A 26442-nucleotide genomic window follows, 5' to 3' on the forward strand; every position below is an offset into this window, starting at 1 on the left:
ACTGATTCATGTAACAAACCATTTAAGATTTGCTATCTTATCTGCGTGCGGCCTAAATTTTTCAGGCGGCGCCCTTTCGAAAATAACGTTTAAAAACAGGCGCAGCCACGATTTCCCTGGTGTTGGCGCAGTATTCGCGCACCCCGGTTAATCCGGGGTCATTTTTTTCTGGCGTCAACCCAGGCTTTAAGCACCGCAACATCGTTTTGCCACTCTTGCTTCATCTCTTCAACCCAATCACCCACGTTATCTTCCCATGCAGGTAAATCAGGCGACTGAATCTGTTGACCCAGCTGCTGCAGGTGGCGTAGGCCAACCGAGCCGGCGGCACCTTTAATTTTATGTCCTTCTTCCACGATGCCCTTCTGATCACGCGCCGTCAGGTTGGATTCCAGCACGCTCAGATAGCCCGGCATCATTTTTTCGAACACCGCCAGACCATCGGTAATCAGTTTCGGGCCGACCAGATCGATGTACTGCTCCAGCATCGCGGTATCGAGTATCGTTTGGGCTTTTGCGCTATCAACAGACGTCATGGTGCTCTCCTCTTCATCACGGGTATCCCAGAACTTCTTAATCATGGCGGTCAGAGCAGGCACCGCCAGCGGCTTGCTGAGTACATCGTCCATACCGGCATCGAGATACTCTTTTTTATCTTTCAGTACGTTCGCCGTCAGAGCAACCAGCGGCGGCAGTTCGTCGGCCGCGTACTGACGCGTCAGCTCGCGCGAGATATCCAGCCCGGTCATATCCGGTAACTGAATATCCAGCAGAACAAGATCGTATTCGCCGGGTTTAAACATCTCCAGCGCGGCTTTGCCGGTCATCGCGACATCCACGCTGTTGCCCAGTTTTTCCAGCACGGAGCGCGCCACGATCACGTTCAGCTCAATGTCTTCCACCAGCAGGACGTGCAGCGCAGGCAGCGGCATATCGTCATTTTCAAAGGTATCTTCTACCTCTTCCGCCACCGCCGGCGCATGGACCGTCAGCGTGAAGGTTGACCCTTTGCCCGGCTGGCTGGCAACGGTGATATCGCCCCCCATGCTCTTCGCCAGTCGTTTAGAGACCGCCAGGCCAATGCCCGTTCCGGTAGCTGGTTTTCCGCCGTTGCTGTCCTTCACCTGGTAGTACATGGCGAAGATTTTGTCCTGCTCCTCCTGCGGAATACCCATCCCGGAGTCCTCTACCTCAAAGTGCAGCATGTCGCCTTCGTCAAAGCGGATGCGCACCGCAACCTGCCCCTTCTGGGTAAATTTCACCGCGTTGCTGATAAGGTTCCACAGGATCTGGCGCAAACGCGTACCGTCAGTCACCACTTTATGCGGCAGCGGCAAGGTTGGCTCCATGACAAAACTTAGCCCCTTCTGCTGCGCCTGCAGGCCGGACAGGTTTTCCAGATCGGCAAGGAAGCTGGTGAAATCAACAGGCTGATTATCAAGCTGAACTTTACGGCGCTCCATCTTATCCATATCAATAATATCGTTGAAGATATTACCCAGCGTGACCGCCGAAACATGGATAGTCTTGAGGTATTTTTCCTGCTCTGCGGTCAGGTCGGTATCCAGCAGAATACGGCTCAGCCCGACGATGCCGTTAAGCGGCGTACGCAGCTCGTGGCTGATGGTGGAGATAAAGGTGGTCTTGTCGCGGCTGGCACGCTCAAGGGCATCCTGATAGCGCTTACGCTCGGTAATGTCGCGGCCAAAGCCCATCAGGCCATGGCGTTTCCCCACGCGGTCATAGTAGGGCACCTTACGGATCTCAAAGCAGGCTTTGCGTCCGTCCGGGTAATCCAGCCACTGTTCATAGGTCAGCGAGACGTTATGACGGAAGACTTTTTCGTCGGTCTCCATGACCTTGGCCGCCGCCTCTTCAGAGTAAACGTCCTGCGGTTTCAGGTTAATCAGCTGCTTCTCGCTTTTCCCGGTGAGCAACTCCATCGCCCGGTTACAGCCGGAAAACTCTTTATCTTCATTACGGTAAAACACCAGATCCGGCGAAGCATCGAGGAACGACCGCAGGAAAGAGGATTGCTGCTCAAGCTGGATCTGCGTGACCTCGCGCTCTTTCATTTCGATTTTCAGCTGCTCCAGCGTGGCCTGGCGCTCGGCCTCCGCCTTCTCACGATCTGAAATCTCCTGGTTCAGCTGCGCAATGTTGTCTTTAAGCTGGACGTTGAGCTTCAGGTCGCGCTCGCGCATCTCTTCCAGTTTATCGACCAGCTTAGACAAACGCTGACGGGACTCTTCCAGCTGTTCAACCACCACGGAAAGGAAATAGACCGCCCAGGGGGTAATAAGCAAGCCAAAGAAGATGGAGCGGATGACGTCGATACTCTCGACCTGACCATGCAGAACCATGGTGACGGCCATTTGCACGACAATGGCCAGAACGACCAGTGCCAGCGCAAGCAGCATAGAGAAACGCACCAGCCCAAGCTTCATCATCAGGTCGACGTAATACTGGGCAAGCATTCGAATTTGCTTCATAGAGGATCCCTTCACGACTTTATCGCTCAATAATACTCAAATTCAGGGCGAGGCGTTGAAGGTTGTGAGAAAAAGTGCGGGGTGAAACAGGAGATTAGCCTCGCTCCCGGTGAACCGGAAGCGAGGAGAGGTCAATCAGGAGCGTTTCAACAACAGCCAGAGGCTGATCAGGAGGAAACTGGCGCTTGGCAGCAGCGCACCAATTATCGGCGGAATGCCATAAACCAGCGTCAGCGGACCGAAGATCTGGTCGAGCACGTAGAACACAAAGCCGAAACTGATACCGGTCACGACGCGCACGCCCATCGGCACGCTGCGTAACGGGCCGAAGATAAACGACAGCGCCATCAGCATCATCACCGCCACGGACATCGGCTGGAAGATTTTGCTCCACATGTTGAGCTGATAACGTCCCGCATCCTGCCCGCTCGACTTCAGGTATTTCACATAGTTGTGTAAACCGCTGATGGAGAGCGCGTCTGGATCCAGCGCCACGACCCCGAGCTTATCGGGCGTCAGGTTGGTCTTCCACGTCCCGGTTACCGTCTGAGAACCCGTAATCTGTTTCGGATCGGTCAGGTTAGATTCATCAACCTGGGACAACCGCCACTGCTTATGTTCGGCGTCAAATTTCGCCGAAGAGGCGTGGCGAACGGACTCCAGACGGCGCTTGTCATCGAAAGCGTAGATGCTCACCCCACCCAGTTCGTCATTCCCCTTTACCCGCTCGATGTAGACGAAGTTTTTACCGTCTTTCGCCCATAAACCTTGTTGAGTCGAGAGCAGTGAGCCACCGTACATTGCCTGCGCACGGTAGTTACGCGCCATCTGTTCGCCCTGCGGCGCGACCCACTCGCCGATCGCCATGGTCAACAGCACCAGTGGGATCGCGGTTTTCATTACCGACAGCGCAACCTGCATGCGGGTAAAGCCTGAGGCCTGCATAACGACCAGCTCACTACGCTGCGCCAGCATTCCCAGCCCCAGCAGCGCGCCCAGCAGGGCCGCCATCGGGAAGAAGATCTGCACATCTTTCGGCACACTGAGCAGGGTATACATCCCCGCGCCCATCGCGTCATAGCTCCCCTGCCCGGCTTTTTTCAGCTGATCGACAAATTTGATAATGCCGGAGAGCGACACCAGCATGAACAAGGTCATCATGATGGTGGTAAAAATGGTTTTACCGATATAGCGATCAAGAACGCCAAACGCCTGCATTAGATGGCTCCTTTACGCGAGAATCGGGCACGTATGCGGCGCACAGGCACCGTATCCCACAGGTTTAACCCTAGCGCCAGTAAGATGTACAGGCTGTTGACGAACCATGTCCAGACCATAGGGTCCAGCTTACCCTTCGCGCCGTTAGAACGAATCGAGGTTTGCAGCAGGAAATAGATCAGGTAAAGCAGCATCGCCGGCAGCATAGAGAGCACGCGTCCCTGGCGAGGGTTCACCACGCTCAGCGGAACGACAATCAGCGCCATCATAAACACGGTGAAGACGAGCGTAATACGCCAGTGGAACTCAGCGCGCGCTCTGTCGGTATCGGTATTCCAGAGGGTCCGCATGTCCATTTGCTCGGTATCCGTTGGATCGAGCGCCACCGCCTGATGGCCGATAATGGCCTGATAGTTCTGGAAATCCGTGATACGGAAGTCGCGCAGCATCGCGGTGCCTTCGAAACGGGTGCCTTTATTCAGCGTCACGATCTGAGAACCATCTTTGCGCTGAGCAAGCTGACCGGAATCTGCAACCACCACGGAAGGACGCGCGTTACCTTTGGGACGTAACTGCGCCAGGAAGACGTCGTTGAATTTACTGCCGTCAACGCTCTCAATAAACAGCACGGAGTTGCCGTCGGTCGCCTGCTGGAACTGCCCCTGGGCTAACGCCGCCATGCCGGGGTTGGCTTTCGCTTCGGCCAGCACTTCGTCCTGATGACGGGAAGACATGGGGCCCGCCCACATCACATTCACCGCGGCAACAATACCCGTGAACAGCGCCAGTATCATGGCCGCTTTCACCAGTACCGCTTTGCTCAGGCCACAGGCATGCATCACCGTGATTTCACTCTCGGTGTAGAGTTTCCCAAGCGTCATGAGCAGGCCAAGGAAAAGACTTAGCGGCAGGATGAGCTGCGCCATTTCCGGGATCCCTAAACCAAGCAGGGAAAGCACCAGATTTGTTGGAATTTCGCCGTCAACGGCCGCACCGAGGATCTTAACCAGCTTCTGACAGAAAAAAATCAGCAGCAGGATGAAGAGGATCGCCAGTTGGCTTTTGAGCGTCTCCCGCACCAGATATCTTATGATTATCACTTTAAATACGCCCGTAAAAACCCGTCTCTTTGCAGGAATTTCGCTTGTTTCATGGCTTAAACGTCATTTATTCTCTTGAGTCGTCGAAATCATCGCTAAGATTAAAACATCCAGCGGATTCACGCTTCAGGACTTTTTCTGACGTGTCGAAACCGTAGTAACGTAAGATTAACACGAAGTCACCACAACAGCGGACATGAGTTACGAAAGGTTTCAATTCTATCCGTAGCAGCCGCCGTTGTCTTTAAGATTCAGGAGCGTAGTGCATGGAGTTCAGTGTAAAAAGCGGTAGCCCGGAGAAACAGCGGAGTGCCTGCATCGTTGTGGGCGTCTTTGAACCACGCCGACTCTCCCCGATCGCCGAGCAACTCGATAAAATCAGTGACGGCTATATTAGCGCCCTGCTGCGCCGTGGCGAACTGGAAGGCAAACCTGGGCAGACGCTGTTACTGCACCATGTTCCGAACGTACTGTCAGAGCGTATTCTGCTGATTGGCTGCGGCAAAGAACGCGAGCTGGATGAACGTCAGTATAAGCAGGTGATTCAGAAAACAATCAATACGCTGAATGATACCGGCTCAATGGAAGCCGTCTGCTTCCTGACTGAATTGCACGTCAAAGGGCGTAACACCTACTGGAAAGTGCGTCAGGCGGTCGAAACGGCAAAAGAGAGCCTCTACAGCTTCGATCAGTTGAAGACCAATAAAAGCGAGCCGCGTCGTCCGCTGCGTAAAATGGTCTTTAACGTGCCAACCCGTCGCGAACTGACCAGCGGCGAACGCGCGATCCAGCACGGTCTGGCGATCGCAGCCGGCATTAAAGCGGCCAAAGATCTCGGCAACATGCCGCCTAACATCTGTAACGCGGCGTACCTGGCCTCTCAGGCGCGTCAGCTGGCCGACGCCTACAGCAAAAACGTCATTACCCGCGTCATCGGCGAACAGCAGATGAAAGAGCTCGGGATGCACTCTTACCTGGCGGTCGGTAACGGCTCGCAGAATGAATCCCTGATGTCCGTCATCGAGTACAAGGGCAACCCGGCCGAAGACGCGCGCCCTGTCGTGCTGGTCGGTAAAGGCCTGACCTTCGATTCCGGCGGTATCTCCATCAAGCCTGCCGAAGGCATGGACGAGATGAAATACGATATGTGCGGCGCGGCGGCGGTTTACGGCGTGATGCGCATGGTCGCTGAACTTCAGCTGCCGATTAACGTTATCGGCGTACTGGCGGGCTGCGAAAACATGCCTGGCGGGCGTGCTTATCGTCCGGGTGACGTGCTGACCACCATGTCCGGCCAGACCGTTGAAGTGCTGAACACCGACGCCGAAGGCCGTCTGGTGCTGTGTGACGTGCTGACCTACGTTGAGCGCTTCGAGCCTGAAGCGGTAATTGACGTCGCCACCCTCACCGGTGCCTGCGTGATTGCGCTGGGTCACCACATCACCGGCCTGATGTCGAACCACAATCCGCTGGCGCACGAGCTTATCGGCGCCTCGGAACAGGCCGGTGACCGCGCATGGCGTCTGCCGTTGGGTGACGAATATCAGGAGCAGCTGGAGTCTAACTTCGCGGATATGGCAAACATCGGTGGACGTCCTGGCGGGGCGATCACCGCGGGCTGCTTCCTGGCACGCTTCACCCGCAAGTACAACTGGGCGCACCTGGATATCGCGGGCACCGCATGGCGCTCCGGCAAAGCCAAAGGCGCAACCGGTCGTCCAGTGGCGCTGCTGTCGCAGTTCCTGCTCAATCGTGCGGGTTTTAACGGCGACGAGTGATGTAAAACGCCGGGTGGCGGCTTCGCCTTACCCGGCCTACAGCGTCACTCAACCGTAGGCCGGGTAAGCGTAGCGCCACCCGGCTTTGCATTTAAATCCACGACAAGAAGCCCCATATATGAAGAATGCAACGTTCTACCTTCTGGACAACGACACCCATCAGGATGGCCTCAGCGCCGTCGAACAGCTGGTGTGTGAAATTGCCGCAGAACGTTGGCGCGCAGGTAAACGCGTTCTGATTGCCTGTGAAGATGAACAGCAGGCCATTCGCCTTGATGAGGCGCTGTGGGCGCGTCCGCCGGAGAGTTTTGTCCCGCATAACCTGTCGGGCGAAGGCCCGCGCGGTGGAGCACCGGTTGAAATTGCCTGGCCGCAAAAGCGCAACAGCAGCGCGCGCGATATTCTGATTAGCCTGCGGATAGATTTTGCAGATTTTGCCACCGCTTTCACAGAAGTGGTAGACTTTGTCCCTTACGAAGAATCTTTGAAACAACTGGCGCGCGAACGCTATAAAGCGTACCGCCTGGCTGGTTTTAACCTGAATACGGCAACCTGGAAATAATGGAAAAGACATATAACCCACGCGATATCGAACAGCCGCTTTACGAGCACTGGGAACAGCAGGGCTATTTCAAGCCTAACGGCGACGAAAGCAAAGAGTCCTTCTGCATCATGATCCCGCCGCCGAACGTCACCGGCAGTTTGCATATGGGTCATGCTTTCCAGCAGACCATCATGGACACCATGATCCGCTACCAGCGCATGCAGGGTAAAAACACCTTGTGGCAGGCGGGGACTGACCACGCGGGTATCGCGACCCAGATGGTGGTTGAGCGTAAAATTGCCGCTGAAGAAGGAAAAACCCGCCACGACTACGGTCGCGACGCGTTCATCGACAAAATCTGGCAGTGGAAAGCGGAATCCGGCGGCACCATTACCCGTCAGATGCGCCGTCTCGGCAACTCCGTGGACTGGGAGCGCGAGCGCTTCACCATGGACGAAGGCCTGTCCAACGCCGTGAAAGAAGTCTTCGTGCGCCTGTATAAAGAAGATCTGATTTACCGTGGCAAGCGCCTGGTAAACTGGGATCCGAAACTGCGCACCGCCATCTCTGACCTGGAAGTGGAAAACCGCGAGTCTAAAGGCTCCATGTGGCACATCCGCTATCCGCTGGCCGATGGCGCAAAAACCGCCGACGGTAAAGATTACCTGGTGGTCGCAACCACCCGTCCGGAAACCCTGCTGGGCGATACCGGCGTGGCCGTTAACCCGGAAGATCCACGTTATAAAGATCTGATCGGCAAATTCGTGGTGCTGCCGCTGGTAAACCGCCGTATTCCGATTGTGGGCGACGAACACGCCGACATGGAAAAAGGCACCGGCTGCGTAAAAATCACCCCTGCGCACGACTTTAACGACTATGAAGTCGGTCGTCGTCACGCCCTGCCAATGATCAACATCCTGACCTTTGACGGTGATATCCGTGAAAGCGCAGAAGTGTATGACACCAAAGGCGAAGAGTCTGACGTTTACTCCAGCGACATCCCGGCGGAGTTCCAGAAGCTGGAACGCTTTGCCGCGCGTAAAGCGATCGTGGCTGCCGTCGACGCACTCGGCCTGCTGGAAGAGATCAAACCTCATGATCTGACCGTGCCGTACGGCGACCGTGGCGGCGTGGTGATCGAGCCAATGCTGACCGACCAGTGGTACGTGCGTGCCGACGTGCTGGCGAAACCGGCTGTTGAAGCGGTTGAGAACGGCAGCATTCAGTTCGTGCCGAAGCAGTACGAAAACATGTACTTCTCCTGGATGCGCGATATTCAGGACTGGTGTATCTCCCGTCAGCTGTGGTGGGGTCACCGTATCCCGGCATGGTACGACAACGACGGCAACGTCTACGTTGGCCGCACCGAAGACGAAGTGCGTCAGGAAAACAACCTGAGCGCGGACGTTGCCCTGCGTCAGGACGAAGACGTGCTGGATACCTGGTTCTCCTCCGCGCTGTGGACCTTCTCCACCCTCGGCTGGCCAGAAAACACCGACGCGCTGCGTCAGTTCCACCCGACCAGCGTGATGGTGTCCGGCTTCGACATTATCTTCTTCTGGATTGCCCGCATGATCATGATGACCATGCACTTCATCAAAGACGAAGACGGCAAGCCGCAGGTTCCGTTCCATACCGTCTACATGACTGGTCTGATCCGCGACGACGAAGGCCAGAAGATGTCCAAGTCCAAGGGTAACGTGATTGACCCGCTGGACATGGTTGACGGTATCTCTCTGGAAGAGCTGCTGGAAAAACGTACCGGTAACATGATGCAGCCGCAGCTGGCGGAGAAAATCCGCAAGCGCACCGAGAAGCAGTTCCCGAACGGGATCGAGTCTCACGGTACCGACGCCCTGCGCTTCACCCTGGCGGCACTGGCCTCTACCGGCCGTGACATCAACTGGGACATGAAGCGTCTGGAAGGTTACCGTAACTTCTGTAACAAGCTGTGGAACGCCAGCCGCTTCGTGCTGATGAACACCGAAGATCAGGATTGCGGCTTCAACGGCGGAGAAATGACCCTGTCTCTGGCGGACCGCTGGATCCTGGCGGAATTCAACCAGACGGTGAAAGCGTTCCGCGAGGCGCTGGACAGCTACCGCTTCGATATCGCGGCGGGCATCCTGTATGAATTCACCTGGAACCAGTTCTGCGACTGGTATCTGGAGCTGGCGAAGCCGGTGATGAACGGCGGTACTGAGGCGGAACTGCGCGGCACGCGCAACACGCTGATTACCGTTCTGGAAGGTCTGCTGCGCCTGGCGCATCCGGTCATTCCATTTATCACCGAAACCATCTGGCAGCGCGTGAAGGTGATTGCAGGCATCAACGCTGACACCATCATGCTGCAGCCGTTCCCGGAATTCGATGCGGCTAAGGTTGATGAAGCGGCGTCCGCGGATACCGAGTGGCTGAAACAGGCGATCGTGGCGGTGCGTAACATTCGTGCTGAAATGAACATCGCCCCGGGCAAACCGCTGGAATTGCTGCTGCGCGGCTGCAGCGAAGCGGCTGTTCGTCGCGTCACCGAGAACAACACTTTCCTGAAGACCATGGCGCGTCTGGAAAGCATCACCGTGCTGCCTGCGGATGACAAAGGTCCGGTTTCCGTGACCAAAATCATCGACGGCGCCGAGCTGCTGATCCCAATGGCAGGTCTGATCGACAAAGACGCTGAGCTGGCTCGTCTGGCGAAAGAAGTGGCGAAAGTCGACGTGGAAATTGGCAAAATCGAAGGCAAGCTGGCGAACGAAGGCTTTGTCGCCCGCGCGCCGGAAGCGGTCATCGCGAAAGAGCGTGAGCGTCTGGTTGCCTTCGCCGATGCGAAGACCAAGCTGATTGAGCAGCAGGCGGTTATCGCCGCGCTGTAATGCTTTTACCCCTTACGCTTCAGGGCGTAAGGGGTAACCTTCCTGAAAACTCCTCGCTTGCACTCCCCCTTCTGCGGTGCTATTAACAGCAGTTATGTGTCAATTTTTGTAATGAGTAATGCTATGAGCGTGATTACCCCCGTCGCGACGACGATGCGTCGGATCACTGAGCAGGATAACCCGGCTATCGCCGCCGTTATTCGCACCGTTTCTGCCGAATATGGCCTGACGGCTGACAAAGGCTACACGGTTGCGGACCCGAACCTGGACGCGCTTTTCCAGCTCTACAGCCAGCCAGGGCATGCCTACTGGGTAATCGAGCAGAATGGCCAGGTGGTGGGCGGTGGCGGCGTGGCGCCCCTCAGCTGCAGCGAGCCGGACATCTGCGAGCTGCAGAAAATGTATTTCCTGCCAGCGGCGCGCGGACAAGGACTGGCAAAAAAGCTGGCGCTGATGGCGCTGGACCACGCGCGCAAGCAGGGCTTTACCCGGTGCTACCTGGAAACGACCGCCTTCCTCAAAGAGGCCATCGGCCTGTATGAACATCTGGGCTTTGAGCATATCGATGCGCCGCTGGGCTGTACCGGCCATGTTGATTGCGAAGTCAGGATGCTGAAAAGTCTGTAAATATCTTTGCTGCCCCCTTCTGTTAAGCGGCGCTGAACTGAATACTCTACACTCTCAGTTCACACCACAACGGGGGAAACACGATGTCAAAGATAAAAAGCTACGCCGCACCGCAGGCGGGTGCAGAACTTGAGCTGTACGAGTACGACGCGGGCGAACTAAAAGCAGAAGACGTCGAAGTACAGGTTGATTACTGCGGGATCTGCCACTCGGATCTCTCGATGATCGACAACGAATGGGGCTTTTCAAGCTATCCACTGATTGCCGGGCACGAGGTCATTGGCCGCGTCGTGGCGCTCGGTAGCGCCGCGCAGGACAAAGGGCTGAAAGTGGGCCAGCGCGTAGGCATTGGCTGGACAGCGCGCAGCTGTGGTCACTGCGATGCCTGTATCAGCGGTAATCAGATCAACTGCCTCGAAGGCGCCGTTCCCACCATTCTGAACAAAGGCGGTTTCGCCGACAAGCTGCGCGCCGACTGGCAATGGGTCATCCCGCTGCCGGACAGCATTGATATCGAATCCGCCGGTCCGCTGCTGTGCGGCGGTATCACCGTCTTCAAACCCCTGCTGATGCACCATATCACCGCCACCAGCCGCGTGGGCGTCATCGGTATTGGTGGCCTTGGGCATATCGCCATCAAGCTGCTGCACGCGATGGGCTGCGAAGTCACGGCGTTCAGCTCGAACCCGGCGAAAGAGAAAGAAGTGCTGGCGATGGGTGCGGATAAAGTCGTGAACAGCCGCGATCCTGAAGCACTGAACGCGCTGGCGGGTCAGTTTGACCTGATCATCAACACCGTTAACGTCGATCTCAACTGGCAGCCGTACTTTGAAGCGCTGGCCTATGGCGGTAACTTCCATACCGTAGGTGCCGTGATGAAGCCGCTGCCGGTTCCGGCGTTTACCCTGATCGGCGGCGATCGCAGCGTGTCAGGCTCCGCGACCGGTACGCCGTTTGAGTTGCGCAAGCTGATGAAGTTTGCCGGACGCACCAAAGTGGCCCCGACCACCGAACTCTATCCGATGTCGAAAATCAACGAAGCAATCCAGCACGTGCGTGACGGCAAAGCCCGCTACCGCGTGGTGTTGAAAGCGGATTTCTGATGTGAGTTTGCCGGGTGGCGGCTTCGCCTTACCCGGCCTACTTTCACTGCTACGCCAATTCGTTAAATACTTCCGCTACCGCGACCGCTCCCGGATCCATCACCCCATCCAGGTTCTCTTTATTGACATACGACGAGCGTCCCGCGCCGGCTTTCGCCATTTTCGACGTTGCTTCTGCGCCCTGCAGCGCGGCCTGCGCTGCCGCCTGAATATTGCCTTTCTGTAACGCCTCCAGCGCCGGTTGCAGCGCATCGATCAGCGTGCGATCGCCAAGATCCGCTCCGCCGTACTGCTTCATCTGCGCCAGTCCGCTCAACAGCGCATCCGGCAGGGCGTGTCCGTCATGCAGCTTTTGTCCGGCCGCCGTAAAGAAGATCGACATCAATACGCCGCTCGATCCGCCCATCACCGTTGCAAGCCGCTCGCCAACCAGCAGCAGCAGCTTAGGCACGTCATTAAGCGGGAGCGTGTTCTGCTCCAGACGCTGCGCAATATCCCGCGCCCCTTGCGCAAAGGTGGAGCCGGTATCACCGTCGCCCACTTTGGCATCCAGCGCGTTCAGGCGGTTTTCCAGCTGGATCAGCGTTGTCGACACGGAGGAGACAAATGCACGCACCTGCGGATTGTCAGAGGGGGTATACTCCACACGGTCATGAATGGCGCTATGCGCCACGGTGCGCAGCGGCGCAAACGCCACGGGCTTCTGCCAGCCCAGCGTTTCAACCTCGGCGTGAATCGCCTTTTCGAAGAAATCGTTGAGCTTCAGCAGCGTGAGCGAAAAGCCCTTCATGTCCAGCGCGCTCACCAGCGGCGCGGGGCCTATCAGATACGCGATCTCCTCTTTCAGCGCCGAATGCGCCAGCTCTTTGGTCAGCAGCGCCATCTCCAGCGCCGATACGCCGCCAAGATTGTTAATCAATACCGCAAAGCGCCCCTCTCCCGCCTGCGCGCGTAGCGGCGTCACCAGCGTGTCGATAATCGCTTTGCTGTTCTGCGTATCTACGACGGAAGCGCCGGGCTCGCCGTGAATGCCCAGACCCAGCTCGACGTGGCCTTGCTTAATGCGCCCCTCTTCATCGTCGCTGCCCGGCAGGTTACAGGTTTGCATCGCCACGCCCAGGCTCCAGAGGTTGTCGCAGGCCTGTTGCGCAATCTCCCGCACCTCGCTCAACGATTTCCCCTGTTCCGCCGCATAGCCCGCAATCTTATGCACCAGTGCCGTACCGGCAATACCGCGCGGCTGCTTGTTGTCCGGCAGCGCGATATCGTCCGCCACGATCACCATCTCCACCTTAAGACCGTAGCGTTTGGCCTTTTCTGCCGCCAGACCAAAGTTCAGGCGATCGCCGGTGTAGTTTTTGACGATCAGCAGACAGCCGCGATCGCCCGTGACCGCCACAATGGCATTCAGCACCGCATCCACGCTCGGCGAGGCAAACAGATCGCCACATACCGCCGCCGTCAGCATCCCTTTGCCGACAAACCCGGCGTGTGCGGGTTCGTGGCCTGAGCCTCCGCCGGAGATCACTGCCACGCGGCTTTTGTCCCAGTCGCCGCGTGCGACGATCCTGATGGCCGGATCGATATCAAGCTTGACGAGATTGGCATGTGGCGCAGAAAGCAGTATGCCTTCAATGGCATCGTTGACCAGCTGTTTGCGATCGTTAAAGAAGAATCTGGACATAGTTTCCCACTATTTTGTGAACCGTATGCAAAAGCATAGTCCGCGCTGGATAATGCGCCGCAAAGTCAGGAATTTACTCAACCAAATTGCTATCAGGTTGCCTATACTCCACCCAGGACTAAGAGAGGAAGCGCATCATGAGTACACCATTGTTAATTGCCCGGACGCTGGAAAAAGAGCTGTATTTACTGCCCGCGATGGCGAACCGCCACGGTTTGATCACCGGCGCGACCGGGACGGGGAAAACCGTCACCCTGCAAAAGCTGGCGGAGTCGCTTTCGGAGATTGGCGTGCCGGTCTTTATGGCTGACGTGAAAGGCGATTTAACCGGTGTCGCTCAGGAAGGGACGGCCTCTGAAAAACTGCTCGAACGGCTGAAGAATATAGGCATCACGGACTGGACGCCGCATAACAATCCGGTAGTGGTGTGGGATATCTTTGGTGAGAAAGGCCATCCGGTGCGCGCCACCGTCTCCGATCTCGGCCCGCTGCTGCTGGCCCGTCTGCTTAACCTCAATGACGTGCAGTCCGGCGTGCTGAATATTATCTTCCGCATTGCCGACGATCAGGGGCTGTTGCTGCTTGATTTTAAAGATCTGCGCGCCATTACCCAATACATCGGCGATAACGCTAAATCCTTCCAGAACCAGTACGGCAACATCAGCAGCGCCTCGGTGGGCGCCATTCAGCGTGGGCTACTGACCCTGGAGCAACAGGGTGCCGAACACTTCTTTGGCGAGCCAATGCTGGATATCAAAGACTGGATGCGCACCGACAGCAGCGGCAAAGGCATCATCAACATTCTGAGTTCGGAAAAACTCTACCAGATGCCAAAGCTCTACGCCGCCAGCCTACTGTGGATGCTCTCCGAACTGTATGAACAGCTACCGGAAGCGGGCGATCTGGAAAAACCGAAGCTGGTGTTCTTCTTTGACGAGGCGCATCTGCTGTTTAACGACGCGCCGCAGGTATTGCTGGATAAAATTGAACAGGTCATTCGCCTGATCCGCTCCAAAGGCGTCGGCGTCTGGTTTGTCTCGCAAAACCCGTCGGATATCCCGGATAACGTGCTCGGTCAGCTCGGTAACCGCGTGCAGCACGCCCTGCGCGCCTTTACGCCGAAAGATCAGAAAGCGGTGAAAGCCGCCGCGCAAACCATGCGCGCCAATCCTGCCTTTGATACTGAAGCGGCGATTCAGGCGTTAGGCACTGGTGAAGCGCTGATCTCTTTCCTGGATGCGAAGGGCAGCCCGTCCGTGGTGGAACGCGCCATGGTGATTGCCCCCTGCTCGCGCATGGGGCCGGTTACCGACGATGAACGTAACGGCCTGATTAACCACTCTCCGGTTTACGGGAAGTACGAAGACGAGGTGGATCGCGAGTCCGCTTTTGAGATGCTGCAAAAAGGGGTACAGGCGACCACCGAATCGCAGGATGCGCCCGCCGCTAAAGGACAGTCTGTCGCCGTGGATGACGGTATTCTCGGAGGGCTCAAAGACATCCTGTTCGGCAGCACCGGGCCGCGTGGCGGCAAGCGCGACGGCGTGGTACAGACCATGGCGAAAAGCGCGGCGCGACAGGTCACCAATCAGATCGTGCGCGGCATGCTGGGGAGTCTGTTAGGCGGCCGTCGCCGGTAGACGGGGAATCCACGGGCGGCCCAGCGCCGAACCCTGTACACCGTTCTCCTGCAGATAGCGGTCGATTTCCACCATCCCCGTCCAGCGGTTCTCACACCATAGCGGTGCCAGAAGCGTTGGACGGCGGGCGCTGGCCGAAATACGGTGGTAGACAATTTCCGGCGGCGTGTGGCGAATCATCTCCCCCGCCGTCACTGAATAGTCCTCAAGCGCAATACCGCTTAACCGCCCCGCTTCCCAGGCTTTCGCCATAATGCTTCCCGTAACGATATGCAGCGGGTGCAGCTTAATGCCGTCCACGCCGGTCTCAACCACCTTTTCCAGCGTTTCAAGACCATGCGGTTGACCTTCACCGGGTAACCCAACAATCAGGTGCGAACAGACCTTCAGCCCGCGCTCGCGGGCCAGGCGCGTGGTGCGCTGGTAGCAGGCGAAATCATGGCCACGGTTAATACGGTGCAGGGTTTTGTCGTGCGCGGTTTGCAGGCCCAGCTCCAGCCAGATCTCGTAGCCTTGTTCTTTGTACTCGCTGAGCAGGTCCAGCACCGCGTCCGGCACGCAGTCCGGGCGCGTGCCCACGCACAGCCCAACGATGTTAGCCTGGCTGACGGCCTGCTGATACATAGAGCGCAGCACCTGCACCTCCGCCCACGTGCTGGTGTAGGCCTGGAAATAGGCCAGATATTGCTTCGCGCGGTTCACCAGGCTGGCCTGATGGGCAAGCTGTTCCGCGATAGATTTATGCTGCTGGGCTTCGTCAGCAAAGGACGCAACGTTACAGAAGGTGCAGCCGCCGCGCCCGATGGTGCCATCACGATTCGGGCAGCTAAACCCGCCGTGCAGCGTCAGCTTGTGAACCTTTTGCCCGTACCGCTGCAAAAGATCCCCACCAAACATATTGACTAATTTCTGTAACTGCATAATCTGATAGACCGTCCCGAAGAAAGGGGACAAGCCTGCCACTTTTAGCCTCTGTCGGCGATGACCTGGATCAATCGCCCTGGACGGCCTTTATCTATATGAATAAATACTCAGGATTACTGCAATTTCATTCACGCCACTCGTGATTACTTTTCCTTATGTTCTGATTGTTTTTTTCATTTATAGCGCCGCCACTGAAAAACAGTAACTTTATGCGGGTTTGAAGACAATGCCAGATTATTATTCTGCTATAAAACCGCTATTCAGCACGCTACATTGATAATACCGCTTACATATAGTGAGTCAGATCACACTCCGCTACGTCCTGTCAGGGCATACAATCAATGTAAATATAGTTAAATATCGTTTAATTACAATTAGATAAACTCTCTTTAGCACATTTTTGTATAAATAAGAATGCCATTTGACCTGTGTACCAATTCCCGATAAGTTGGAAATCCGCTGGAAGCTTTCTGGATGAGCGGCCTGCTCATCATATTTATGCAGTAATTGAGATTCCCTCTGAAGCAAGTCCTCAAACTTGTTTACCTGCGCGAAAGGATGAAAAAGAGGGCGAATGCGAGGTCCGCGTATGAAACGCAAACCCCGTCGCCATGCTCTTTCTGTGCCTGTGCGCCACGGTAAAGTTCAGTGGGAAGCCCGACGAGCCTGGGGAGGTTCACTGATATGTTGTACGATAAATCCCTTGAGAAGGATAACTGTGGTTTCGGCCTGATCGCCCACATAGAAGGCGAACCTAGCCACAAGGTAGTGCGTACTGCTATTCACGCACTGGCCCGTATGCAGCACCGTGGCGCCATCCTTGCCGATGGTAAAACCGGCGACGGTTGCGGCCTGCTGCTGCAAAAACCGGATCGTTTCTTCCGCATCGTGGCGGAAGAGCGCGGCTGGCGTTTAGCCAAAAACTACGCTGTCGGCATGCTGTTCCTGAATCAGGATCCTGAAAAGGCTGCCGCCTCACGCCGCATCGTCGAAGAAGAACTTCAGCGTGAAACCCTGTCGATTGTCGGCTGGCGCAATGTGCCAACCAACGAAGGGGTACTCGGTGAAATCGCCCTCTCCTCGCTGCCTCGTATTGAACAGATTTTCGTCAACGCGCCTGCGGGCTGGCGTCCGCGTGATATGGAACGCCGTCTGTTTATTGCCCGCCGCCGTATTGAAAAACGTCTCCAGGACGATAAAGAGTTCTACGTCTGTAGCCTCTCTAACCTGGTGAACATTTATAAAGGTCTGTGTATGCCGGCTGACCTGCCGCGCTTCTACCTGGACCTGGCGGACCTGCGTCTGGAATCGGCCATTTGCCTGTTCCACCAGCGCTTCTCCACCAACACCGTTCCACGCTGGCCGCTGGCTCAGCCGTTCCGCTACCTGGCGCACAACGGCGAGATCAACACCATCACCGGTAACCGCCAGTGGGCCCGCGCCCGTACCTATAAGTTCCAGACGCCACTGATCCCCGATCTGCACGATGCCGCACCGTTCGTGAACGAAACCGGCTCTGACTCCAGCTCGATGGATAACATGCTGGAACTGCTGCTGGCGGGCGGGATGGACATCGTGCGTGCTATGCGTCTGCTCGTGCCGCCGGCCTGGCAGAACAACCCGGATATGGATCCTGAGCTGCGCGCGTTCTTCGACTTTAACTCCATGCACATGGAGCCGTGGGACGGCCCGGCGGGCATCGTCATGTCCGACGGCCGTTTTGCCGCCTGTAACCTGGACCGTAACGGTCTGCGTCCGGCGCGCTACGTCATCACCAAAGACAAGCTCATCACCTGCGCCTCTGAAGTCGGTATCTGGGATTACCAGCCTGACGAAGTGGTCGAGAAAGGCCGCGTCGGTCCGGGCGAGCTGATGGTAATCGACACCCGCGGTGGGCGCATCCTGCACTCCGCCGAAACCGACAACGATCTGAAAAGCCGCCATCCGTACAAAGAGTGGATGGAGAAGAACGTGCGTCGTCTGGTGCCGTTCGAAGATCTGTCGGACGAAGAAGTGGGCAGCCGCGAGCTGGACGACGATACCCTCGCAAGCTACCAGAAGCAGTTTAACTACAGCGCAGAAGAGCTGGACTCCGTCATCCGCGTGCTCGGTGAGAACGGCCAGGAAGCGGTCGGCTCGATGGGTGACGATACCCCGTTTGCCGTGCTCTCCAGCCAGCCGCGCATCATTTACGATTACTTCCGTCAGCAGTTCGCGCAGGTCACCAACCCGCCGATCGACCCGCTGCGTGAAGCGCACGTGATGTCGCTGGCCACCAGCATCGGTCGCGAGATGAACGTCTTCTGCGAGGCCGAAGGCCAGGCACACCGTCTGACCTTTAAATCGCCGATCCTGCTGTACTCCGATTTCAAACAGCTCACCACCATGAAAGAGGAGCACTACCGCGCCGACACGCTCGACATTACCTTCGACGTGAACGAAGCGAGCCTCGAAGAGACGGTGAATGCGCTGTGTGACAAAGCCGAACAGATGGTGCGTAACGGTACCGTGCTGCTGGTGCTGTCCGACCGCAACATCGCGAAAAACCGTCTGCCGGTACCGGCCCCGATGGCGGTGGGCGCTATCCAGACGCGTCTGGTCGATAAGAGCCTGCGATGCGACGCCAACATCATTGTGGAAACCGCAAGCGCGCGCGATCCGCACCACTTTGCCGTGCTGTTAGGCTTCGGTGCGACGGCGATCTACCCGTACCTGGCCTACGAAACGCTGGCCCGTCTGGTGGATACCCGCGCGATCGACAAAGATTACCGCGCGGTGATGCTGAACTACCGTAACGGCATCAACAAAGGTCTGTACAAGATCATGTCCAAAATGGGCATCTCGACCATTGCCTCCTACCGCTGCTCGAAGCTGTTTGAAGCGGTCGGCCTGCATGACGAGGTCGCCAACCTCTGCTTCCAGGGCGTGGTCAGCCGCATCGGCGGCGCCGGTTTTGCTGACTTCCAGCAGGATCTGGTGAACCTGTCCAAACGCGCCTGGCTGGCACGTAAGCCGCTGGATCAGGGCGGTCTGCTGAAATACGTTCACGGCGGCGAATACCACGCCTACAACCCGGACGTGGTGCGCACGCTGCAGCAGGCGGTTCAGAGCGGCGAATACCGTGATTATCAGCAGTACGCTGAGCTGGTGAACAACCGTCCGGCGGCAACGCTGCGCGACCTCATTGCCCTGAATCCGGGTGATGAAGCGGTCAGCATTGACGACGTTGAACCGGCATCCGAACTGTTCAAACGCTTCGACACCGCGGCGATGTCCATCGGCGCGCTGAGCCCGGAAGCCCACGAAGCGCTGGCGGAAGCCATGAACAGTATCGGCGGCAACTCTAACTCCGGCGAAGGCGGTGAAGATCCGGCCCGTTACGGCACCAACAAGGTGTCCCGTATCAAGCAGGTGGCATCCGGTCGCTTTGGCGTAACGCCAGCGTACCTGGTCAACGCCGACGTGATTCAGATTAAAGTCGCTCAGGGTGCGAAACCGGGCGAAGGCGGCCAGCTGCCGGGTGATAAAGTTACCCCGTACATCGCCAAACTGCGCTACTCGGTACCGGGCGTGACGCTGATCTCCCCGCCGCCGCACCACGATATCTACTCTATCGAGGACTTAGCGCAGCTGATTTTCGACCTGAAGCAGGTCAACCCGAAGGCGATGATCTCCGTGAAGCTGGTTTCCGAACCGGGGGTCGGCACCATCGCCACCGGCGTGGCGAAAGCCTATGCGGACCTCATCACCATCGCCGGCTACGACGGCGGTACCGGTGCAAGCCCGCTCTCCTCCGTGAAATATGCGGGCTGTCCGTGGGAGCTTGGCCTGGTGGAAACCCAGCAGGCGCTGGTGGCTAACGGTCTGCGTCATAAGATCCGCCTGCAGGTGGACGGTGGTCTGAAAACCGGCCTCGACATCATCAAGGCGGCGATCCTCGGCGCGGAAAGCTTCGGCTTCGGTACCGGCCCAATGGTTGCGCTTGGCTGTAAATACCTGCGTATTTGCCACCTGAACAACTGCGCAACCGGCGTGGCAACCCAGGACGAGAAGCTGCGTAAGAATCACTATCACGGTCTGCCGTTCAAAGTAACCAACTACTTTGACTTCATCGCCCGCGAAACCCGCGAGCTGATGGCGCAGCTGGGCGTTAAACGTCTGGTGGATCTGATTGGTCGTACCGACCTGCTGAAAGAGCTGGAAGGCTTCACGGCGAAGCAGCAGAAGCTGGAGCTGTCTAAGCTGCTGGAAACCGCGCAGCCGCACCCTGGCAAAGCGGTCTACTGCACCGAGAACAACCCGCCGTTCGATAACGGCGTGCTGAACGCACAGCTGCTGCAGCAGGCGAAGCCGTACGTGGACGACAAGCAGAGCAAAACGTTCTGGTTTGATATCCGCAACACCGACCGCTCCGTGGGCGCCTCCCTTTCCGGTTATATCGCGCAAACGCACGGTGACCAGGGGCTGGCGGCGGATCCGATTACCGCGCACTTCAGCGGTACTGCGGGTCAGAGCTTCGGCGTGTGGAACGCAGGCGGCGTTGAGCTTTACCTGACCGGCGATGCCAACGACTACGTCGGCAAAGGCATGGCGGGCGGTCTGCTGGCGGTGCGTCCTCCGGTCGGCTCAGCTTTCCGCAGCCATGAAGCCAGCATCATCGGTAACACCTGCCTGTACGGCGCGACCGGCGGTCGTCTGTTCGCAGCAGGCCGTGCGGGCGAGCGTTTTGCGGTGCGTAACTCCGGTGCCATCACCGTGGTGGAAGGCATTGGCGATAACGGTTGTGAATACATGACGGGCGGGATTGTTTGCGTTCTGGGTAAAACCGGCGTGAACTTTGGCGCGGGCATGACGGGTGGTTTTGCCTACGTCCTGGATGAAGACGGTGAGTTCCGCAAACGCGTGAACCCGGAGCTGGTGGAAGTGCTGGACGTTGATACGCTGGCTATCCACGAAGAACATCTGCGCGGTTTGATCACCGAACACGTGCAGCATACCGGTTCTTCGCGCGGCGAAGAGATCCTGGCGAACTGGCCAGCGTTCTCTGCGAAATTCGCGCTGGTTAAGCCGAAGTCCAGCGATGTTAAAGCCCTGTTGGGTCACCGTAGTCGTAGCGCAGCAGAGCTGCGCGTGCAGGCGCAGTAAGGAATTCAGATGAGCCAGAACGTATACCAGTTTATCGACCTGCAGCGTGTTGATCCGCCAAAGAAACCGCTGAAGATCCGCAAAATTGAATTTGTTGAAATCTACGAGCCGTTTTCAGAGGGCCAGGCCAAAGCGCAGGCAGACCGCTGCCTGTCCTGCGGTAACCCTTACTGCGAATGGAAATGCCCGGTACATAACTACATCCCGAACTGGCTGAAGCTGGCCAACGAAGGACGTATTTTTGAAGCCGCCGAGCTGTCTCACCAGACCAACACCCTGCCGGAAGTGTGCGGCCGCGTGTGTCCTCAGGACCGTCTGTGCGAAGGTTCCTGTACGCTGAACGACGAGTTCGGCGCGGTGACCATCGGCAACATCGAGCGCTATATCAACGATAAAGCGTTCGAGATGGGCTGGCGTCCGGATATGACCGGCGTGAAGCAAACCGACAAGCGCGTGGCGATCATCGGCGCGGGCCCGGCGGGCCTGGCCTGTGCGGACGTGCTGACCCGCAACGGCGTGAAGGCGGTGGTCTTTGACCGTCATCCGGAGATCGGCGGTCTGCTAACCTTCGGTATCCCGGCCTTCAAGCTGGAAAAAGAGGTCATGACCCGTCGCCGTGAAATCTTCACCGGCATGGGCATTGAGTTCAAACTGAACGTGGAAGTGGGCCGCGACGTGCAGCTCGACGACCTGCTGAAGGATTACGACGCCGTGTTCCTGGGCGTGGGCACCTATCAGTCCATGCGCGGCGGTCTGGAGAACGAAGACGCGCCGGGCGTGTACGACGCGCTGCCGTTCCTGATTGCCAACACCAAGCAGATCATGGGCTACGGCGAAACCGCCGATGAGCCTTTCGTCAGCATGGAAGGCAAACGCGTGGTGGTGCTGGGCGGCGGTGATACCGCGATGGACTGCGTGCGTACCTCCATTCGTCAGAATGCGGCACACGTGATCTGCGCCTACCGTCGTGACGAAGAGAACATGCCGGGTTCTAAACGCGAAGTGAAAAACGCGCGTGAAGAGGGCGTGGAGTTCCAGTTCAACATCCAGCCTCTGGGTATTGAAGTGAATGCCAACGGTAAAGTGAGCGGCGTGAAGATGGCGCGCACGGAGATGGGGGCACCGGATGCGAAAGGCCGTCGTCGTGCGGAAATCGTCGCCGGTTCTGAACACGTGATCCCGGCCGATGCCGTGGTGATGGCGTTCGGTTTCCGTCCTCACAGCATGGAGTGGCTGGCGAAGCACAGCGTTGAGCTGGATTCGCAGGGCCGCGTGATTGCGCCAGAAGGCAGCGATAACGCGTTCCAGACCAGCAACCCGAAAATCTTCGCCGGTGGCGATATCGTTCGCGGTTCTGACCTGGTGGTGACGGCGATTGCCGAAGGCCGCAAGGCGGCTGACGGTATACTGAACTACCTGGAAGTGTAAAAAAACAGGCCCGATTGGGCCTGTTTTTTTTATTTCACGACGCGAAGAGCCGGACGGCCACCGCGCGGAGGCGGATCGTCATCAGGGTCATTGTCGTCGTGATGATCGGGTTTATCGCCATCAATAAGTGACATCACCGTGTCGCTTTCGCGCTCATCGGATGCGTTGTCATCATTCAGGCTGGCAACATCTTCATCATACGCCGCTTCCGGCTCGAACATGGTACCCGCACCGTTTTCACGCGCGTAGATAGCCAGCACGGCTGCCAGAGGTACGGAAACCTGACGCGGCACGCCGCCGAAACGCGCGTTGAAGTGCACTTCATCGTTTGCCAGCTCCAGGTTACCCACCGCACGCGGCGCAATGTTCAGTACGATCTGTCCGTCACGCGCGTATTCCATTGGAACCAGCACGCCCGGCAACGTCACATCCACAACCAGGTGCGGCGTGAGCTGGTTATCCAGCAGCCATTCATAGAAGGCGCGCAGCAGATACGGACGGCGTGGGGTAAGTTGTGACATTTCCACAGTCATTAGCCTCGGCCGAGACGCATTTCACGTTCCGGTTCAGTTAAAGATGCCAGGAAAGAGTCGCGTTCAAATACGCGAGTCATATAGCCTTTCAGCTCTTTCGCGCCAGGACCGCTGAACTCTACGCCCAGGGTTGGCAGACGCCACAGCAGCGGTGCCAGGTAGCAATCCACCAGGCTGAACTCATCGCTCAGGAAGAACGGTTTCTGACCAAACACAGGCGCGATTGCCAGCAGCTCTTCACGCAGCTGCTTACGTGCAGCGTCAGCTTCAGAAGCGGAACCGCTGACGATAACGTTCATCAGCGAGTACCAGTCTTTTTCAATACGCTGCATGTACAGGCGGCTTTCACCACGCGCGACAGGGTAAACAGGCATCAGTGGCGGATGCGGGAAACGCTCATCCAGATATTCCATAATGATACGGGATTCCCACAGGGTCAGCTCGCGATCCACCAGCGTCGGTACGCTTTGGCTCGGGTTGAGATCGATCAGATCCTGAGGCGGGTTATCCTTTTCCACATGCTCGATCTCAAAACTGACACCCTTCTCGGCCAGCACGATACGAACCTGATGGCTATAAATGTCAGTAGGACCAGAAAACAGCGTCATTACCGAACGTTTGTTGGCAGCGACAGCCATGAAAACCTCCAGGTATATTCAGAATTTTTACTGCTACCAGCCCAACAGGGGCCAGCCAGATGTTGTATCGCCCATCCCAGAGAAAACACATTGTTCAAGAAACGAACAAAAATCGAGTATTCACCGATATTTGGGCAGAAAATTGGATGATAGTTTACCAGATTTTGATGGCTTTGTGGTGAGGGGATTCTGGAAATGTGGAAAAAGAGAAGATATATGCATGGAGATTGTGGATAACCTGCGCATTATCCATAAAAAAACCCGCCGAAGCGGGTTTTTCGCCAATCGTTCTGCGTAAGCAGAATGGATTAACGTTTGGAGAACTGTGGACGACGACGTGCTTTACGCAGACCCACTTTCTTACGTTCAACCTGACGCGCGTCACGAGTAACGAAGCCAGCTTTACGCAGTTCAGAACGCAGGGATTCGTCGTACTCCATCAGAGCGCGGGTGATACCGTGACGGATCGCACCTGCCTGACCGGAGATACCACCACCTTTAACGGTGATGTACAGATCCAGTTTTTCTACCATGTCAACCAGTTCCAGCGGCTGGCGAACTACCATGCGGGCAGTTTCGCGACCGAAGTATTGTTCCAGAGAACGCTGGTTGATTACGATTTTACCACTGCCCGGTTTGATGAAAACGCGAGCTGCGGAACTTTTGCGGCGACCAGTGCCGTAGTATTGATTTTCAGCCATTGCCTATAATCCCGATTAGATGTCAAGAACTTGCGGTTGCTGTGCCGCGTGGTTGTGCTCGTTGCCTGCGTAAACTTTCAGTTTACGGAACATAGCACGACCCAGCGGGCCTTTTGGCAGCATGCCTTTAACCGCGATTTCAATCACACGCTCAGGACGGCGAGCAATCATCTCTTCAAAGGTCGCTTCTTTGATACCACCGATGTGGCCGGTGTGGTGATAGTACACTTTGTCAGTACGCTTGTTGCCGGTTACAGCAACTTTATCAGCGTTCAGAACGATGATGTAATCACCGGTATCAACGTGCGGAGTGTATTCCGCTTTGTGCTTACCGCGCAGGCGACGAGCCAGTTCAGTAGCCAGACGGCCCAGAGTTTTACCGGTCGCGTCAACAACATACCAGTCGCGCTGTACGGTTTCTGGTTTAGCTGTAAAAGTTTTCATTAAAAGCTTACCCAAATAATAAGTTACACGTTGGTGAACACCCAAACGTTTAGTCAGTTGAGGTTCACACGACAAAGTCCGGCAAACCTACCCCTTCGAATAGCTAATGCCGACACATAGAAAGTTTCGGGAAAAAAACCTTCTCGTAACGTGGGGTCGCAAGATTATAGAGAAGTTGAGGTCAAAGATCGACCCTTAAATGTGATTTGGAATGGGTTTTTCGGGGTTAAGTATTGTACGGTCTGGTGCCCTCACCCCCGGCCCCTCTCCCACAGGGAGAGGGTGGCATTTATTAACGTCTGGTGCCCTCCCCCCCCCAGCCACTCTCCCACAGGGAGAGGGTGACGTTTGTTACGGCATATGCTCCAGCTTCAGGTATTCCTCGCTCTGCATCTCCTGCAGGCGAGACAGGCAGCGCTGGAACTCAAACTTCAGCCGCTCGCCCTGGTAGATCTCATATAAAGGAACCTCGGCGCTGACCACCAGCTTGACGTGGCGCTCATAAAACTCGTCCACCAGCGCAATGAAGCGCCGCGCCTCGCTCTCCATCAGCCGCGTCATCACCGGCACATCCAGCACCATCACGGTGTGGAACAGACGCGAAAGCGCAATGTAGTCGTGCTGGCTACGGGCATCGACACAGAGCGTCGTAAAGGAGACCGCCAGCGTTTGGTTTTCAACGCCGAGCGTAGGCAACGGACGATGGTTAATCTCAAGTTCCGGGGCGTGATCGCGTTTTGCCCCCGCCAGCGCCAGCCAAAGCTTATCCATCTCGCGGGTGGTCTCTGCATTTAACGGCGAAAGCCACAGGTGCGCCTGTGTCAGGGTTCGCAGACGATAATCGACACCGGCATCGACGTTCATGATGTCGCAGTGCTGCTTGAGGGCGTCGATGGCGGGCAGAAAGCGTGCCCGCTGCAGGCCGTTACGATAGAGCTCATCCGGCGGGATATTCGACGTGGCCACCAGCGTGATTCCGCGGGCAAATAGCGCTTTCATCAGGCCACCTAACAGCATGGCATCGGTGATGTCAGACACAAAAAACTCATCGAAGCAGAGCACGTCGGTTTCCGCCTTGAACCTGTCGGCCACAATCTCCAGCGGATCGCTTTTACCCTGCAGTGCGGTCAGCTCTTCATGCACCCGCAGCATAAAACGATGGAAGTGCAGGCGCTGTTTACGTGCGCCCGGCAGGCTCAGATAGAACAGGTCCATCAGCCAGGTTTTTCCGCGACCGACCCCGCCCCACATATATAAACCGCGCACCGGCACATGAGCCTGCGGCGTTTTTTTACCGAGCAACCGCCCAAACGCCGCCTTTAGGCCACCGTTCTGTTCGACTTCAGCGGGTTTTGCCGTGAGCTCCTGATAAATCGTCTCCAGACGGTTTACCGCCTCACGTTGAACGTCATCCGGCTGATGAGTGCCCTCGTTTAGGGCCAGTTGATATCGCGATGCAGGGGACAGGTTTTGCATAATCTTATTGTTATTCCTTCAATTAACGCTCACCAGCAGACGCGACTGATGAAAAAAAGGCCGTTCTACACTACGCGATGATACGTCAGGATTC

The 26442-nt window shown here is 56.8% G+C and carries 18 protein-coding genes; 8 read left to right on the plus strand and 10 right to left on the minus strand.

The window, feature by feature from the left end:
• Positions 1–158: 158 nt before the first annotated feature.
• The 3 genes from arcB to lptF form a co-directional block, all read right to left on the minus strand.
• Positions 159–2492, minus strand: coding sequence for an aerobic respiration two-component sensor histidine kinase ArcB (gene arcB, locus BM007_RS11795; RefSeq protein WP_024906347.1), 2334 nt, complete (start codon positions 2490–2492; stop codon positions 159–161).
• A 135-nt stretch (positions 2493–2627) separates the two neighbouring features.
• Entirely contained in the window at positions 2628–3710 is a 1083-nt protein-coding gene (gene lptG / locus BM007_RS11800; protein ID WP_090418879.1) for an LPS export ABC transporter permease LptG, read from the minus strand.
• Positions 3710–4810, minus strand: coding sequence for an LPS export ABC transporter permease LptF (gene lptF / locus BM007_RS11805; RefSeq protein WP_024906345.1), 1101 nt, complete (start codon positions 4808–4810; stop codon positions 3710–3712). The genes lptG and lptF overlap by 1 nt, the downstream gene beginning before the upstream one ends.
• 266 nt (positions 4811–5076) lie before the next feature.
• Between lptF and pepA the strand changes: the two genes are divergently transcribed.
• The 5 genes from pepA to BM007_RS11835 all read left to right on the plus strand — a co-directional run bounded on the left by pepA (position 5077) and on the right by BM007_RS11835 (position 11735).
• Positions 5077–6588, plus strand: a complete 1512-nt coding sequence (gene pepA, locus BM007_RS11815) for a leucyl aminopeptidase (RefSeq protein WP_024906344.1) — start codon at positions 5077–5079, stop codon at positions 6586–6588.
• A 118-nt stretch (positions 6589–6706) separates the two neighbouring features.
• A complete protein-coding gene (gene holC, locus BM007_RS11820; RefSeq protein ID WP_008502815.1) occupies positions 6707–7150 on the plus strand; it encodes a DNA polymerase III subunit chi in 444 nt (147 codons plus the stop codon).
• The gene (locus tag BM007_RS11825; RefSeq protein ID WP_032650401.1) at positions 7150–10005 is read left to right on the plus strand and encodes a valine--tRNA ligase; all 2856 of its coding nucleotides are present in this window, start codon (positions 7150–7152) and stop codon (positions 10003–10005) included. Before holC ends, BM007_RS11825 begins: the two co-directional genes overlap by 1 nt.
• Before the next feature lie 123 nt (positions 10006–10128).
• Positions 10129–10632: a GNAT family N-acetyltransferase gene (locus BM007_RS11830; RefSeq protein WP_024906342.1), complete on the plus strand. Its 504-nt coding sequence runs from the start codon at positions 10129–10131 to the stop codon at positions 10630–10632.
• 83 nt (positions 10633–10715) lie between these two features.
• Positions 10716–11735 carry an NADPH-dependent aldehyde reductase Ahr gene (locus tag BM007_RS11835; protein WP_032650403.1) on the plus strand — a complete coding sequence of 340 codons (1020 nt, stop codon included), beginning with the start codon at positions 10716–10718 and terminating at the stop codon, positions 11733–11735.
• Between the two features lie 49 nt (positions 11736–11784).
• Here BM007_RS11835 and BM007_RS11840 read toward each other — a convergent pair whose 3' ends face one another.
• The gene (locus tag BM007_RS11840) at positions 11785–13419 is read right to left on the minus strand and encodes a dihydroxyacetone kinase subunit DhaK (RefSeq protein ID WP_090418881.1); all 1635 of its coding nucleotides are present in this window, start codon (positions 13417–13419) and stop codon (positions 11785–11787) included.
• A gap of 137 nt (positions 13420–13556) precedes the next feature.
• On the opposite strand from BM007_RS11840, the gene BM007_RS11845 reads away from it, so the two are divergent.
• Positions 13557–15059, plus strand: coding sequence for a helicase HerA-like C-terminal domain-containing protein (locus tag BM007_RS11845; protein WP_023309371.1), 1503 nt, complete (start codon positions 13557–13559; stop codon positions 15057–15059).
• Here the strand turns inward: BM007_RS11845 and BM007_RS11850 are convergent.
• On the minus strand, positions 15039–15980 hold the full coding sequence (locus BM007_RS11850; RefSeq protein WP_139210906.1) for a tRNA modification radical SAM protein MnmL/YtqA: 942 nt from the start codon (positions 15978–15980) through the stop codon (positions 15039–15041). The genes BM007_RS11845 and BM007_RS11850 overlap by 21 nt on opposite strands.
• 687 nt (positions 15981–16667) lie before the next feature.
• Here BM007_RS11850 and gltB point away from each other — a divergent pair.
• Both gltB and gltD read left to right on the plus strand, forming a co-directional pair.
• Positions 16668–21128 carry a glutamate synthase large subunit gene (gltB, locus tag BM007_RS11865; protein ID WP_032650412.1) on the plus strand — a complete coding sequence of 1487 codons (4461 nt, stop codon included), beginning with the start codon at positions 16668–16670 and terminating at the stop codon, positions 21126–21128.
• A gap of 9 nt (positions 21129–21137) precedes the next feature.
• Entirely contained in the window at positions 21138–22556 is a 1419-nt protein-coding gene (gltD, locus tag BM007_RS11870; RefSeq protein WP_023309377.1) for a glutamate synthase subunit GltD, read from the plus strand.
• Between the two features lie 29 nt (positions 22557–22585).
• Here the strand turns inward: gltD and sspB are convergent, their stop codons facing one another.
• The 5 genes from sspB to zapE all read right to left on the minus strand — a co-directional run bounded on the left by sspB (position 22586) and on the right by zapE (position 26348).
• A complete protein-coding gene (gene sspB, locus BM007_RS11875; protein WP_090418959.1) occupies positions 22586–23083 on the minus strand; it encodes a ClpXP protease specificity-enhancing factor in 498 nt (165 codons plus the stop codon).
• A 5-nt stretch (positions 23084–23088) separates the two neighbouring features.
• Positions 23089–23727 carry a stringent starvation protein SspA gene (sspA, locus tag BM007_RS11880; protein ID WP_023333624.1) on the minus strand — a complete coding sequence of 213 codons (639 nt, stop codon included), beginning with the start codon at positions 23725–23727 and terminating at the stop codon, positions 23089–23091.
• 308 nt (positions 23728–24035) lie between these two features.
• On the minus strand, positions 24036–24428 hold the full coding sequence (rpsI, locus tag BM007_RS11890; protein ID WP_003860436.1) for a 30S ribosomal protein S9: 393 nt from the start codon (positions 24426–24428) through the stop codon (positions 24036–24038).
• A gap of 15 nt (positions 24429–24443) precedes the next feature.
• Positions 24444–24872, minus strand: a complete 429-nt coding sequence (gene rplM, locus BM007_RS11895) for a 50S ribosomal protein L13 (protein ID WP_006178824.1) — start codon at positions 24870–24872, stop codon at positions 24444–24446.
• A gap of 351 nt (positions 24873–25223) precedes the next feature.
• On the minus strand, positions 25224–26348 hold the full coding sequence (zapE, locus tag BM007_RS11900; RefSeq protein ID WP_024906336.1) for a cell division protein ZapE: 1125 nt from the start codon (positions 26346–26348) through the stop codon (positions 25224–25226).
• Between the last annotated feature and the right edge of the window lie 94 nt (positions 26349–26442).

It is taken from the genome of Enterobacter sp. NFIX59 (genome assembly GCF_900113755.1).
GTDB lineage: Bacteria > Pseudomonadota > Gammaproteobacteria > Enterobacterales > Enterobacteriaceae > Enterobacter > Enterobacter pseudoroggenkampii.

Excerpts from the sequence above, each read along its gene's own strand:
- arcB (WP_024906347.1), bottom strand. The coding sequence starts at position 2,492 with ATGAAGCAAATTCGAATGCTTGCCCAGTATTACGTCGACCTGATGATG.
- lptG (WP_090418879.1), bottom strand. The coding sequence starts at position 3,710 with ATGCAGGCGTTTGGCGTTCTTGATCGCTATATCGGTAAAACCATTTTT.
- pepA (WP_024906344.1), top strand. The coding sequence starts at position 5,077 with ATGGAGTTCAGTGTAAAAAGCGGTAGCCCGGAGAAACAGCGGAGTGCC.
- holC (WP_008502815.1), top strand. The coding sequence starts at position 6,707 with ATGAAGAATGCAACGTTCTACCTTCTGGACAACGACACCCATCAGGAT.
- BM007_RS11825 (WP_032650401.1), top strand. The coding sequence starts at position 7,150 with ATGGAAAAGACATATAACCCACGCGATATCGAACAGCCGCTTTACGAG.
- BM007_RS11830 (WP_024906342.1), top strand. The coding sequence starts at position 10,129 with ATGAGCGTGATTACCCCCGTCGCGACGACGATGCGTCGGATCACTGAG.
- BM007_RS11835 (WP_032650403.1), top strand. The coding sequence starts at position 10,716 with ATGTCAAAGATAAAAAGCTACGCCGCACCGCAGGCGGGTGCAGAACTT.
- BM007_RS11840 (WP_090418881.1), bottom strand. The coding sequence starts at position 13,419 with ATGTCCAGATTCTTCTTTAACGATCGCAAACAGCTGGTCAACGATGCC.
- BM007_RS11845 (WP_023309371.1), top strand. The coding sequence starts at position 13,557 with ATGAGTACACCATTGTTAATTGCCCGGACGCTGGAAAAAGAGCTGTAT.
- BM007_RS11850 (WP_139210906.1), bottom strand. The coding sequence starts at position 15,980 with ATGCAGTTACAGAAATTAGTCAATATGTTTGGTGGGGATCTTTTGCAG.
- gltB (WP_032650412.1), top strand. The coding sequence starts at position 16,668 with ATGTTGTACGATAAATCCCTTGAGAAGGATAACTGTGGTTTCGGCCTG.
- gltD (WP_023309377.1), top strand. The coding sequence starts at position 21,138 with ATGAGCCAGAACGTATACCAGTTTATCGACCTGCAGCGTGTTGATCCG.
- sspA (WP_023333624.1), bottom strand. The coding sequence starts at position 23,727 with ATGGCTGTCGCTGCCAACAAACGTTCGGTAATGACGCTGTTTTCTGGT.
- rpsI (WP_003860436.1), bottom strand. The coding sequence starts at position 24,428 with ATGGCTGAAAATCAATACTACGGCACTGGTCGCCGCAAAAGTTCCGCA.
- rplM (WP_006178824.1), bottom strand. The coding sequence starts at position 24,872 with ATGAAAACTTTTACAGCTAAACCAGAAACCGTACAGCGCGACTGGTAT.
- zapE (WP_024906336.1), bottom strand. The coding sequence starts at position 26,348 with ATGCAAAACCTGTCCCCTGCATCGCGATATCAACTGGCCCTAAACGAG.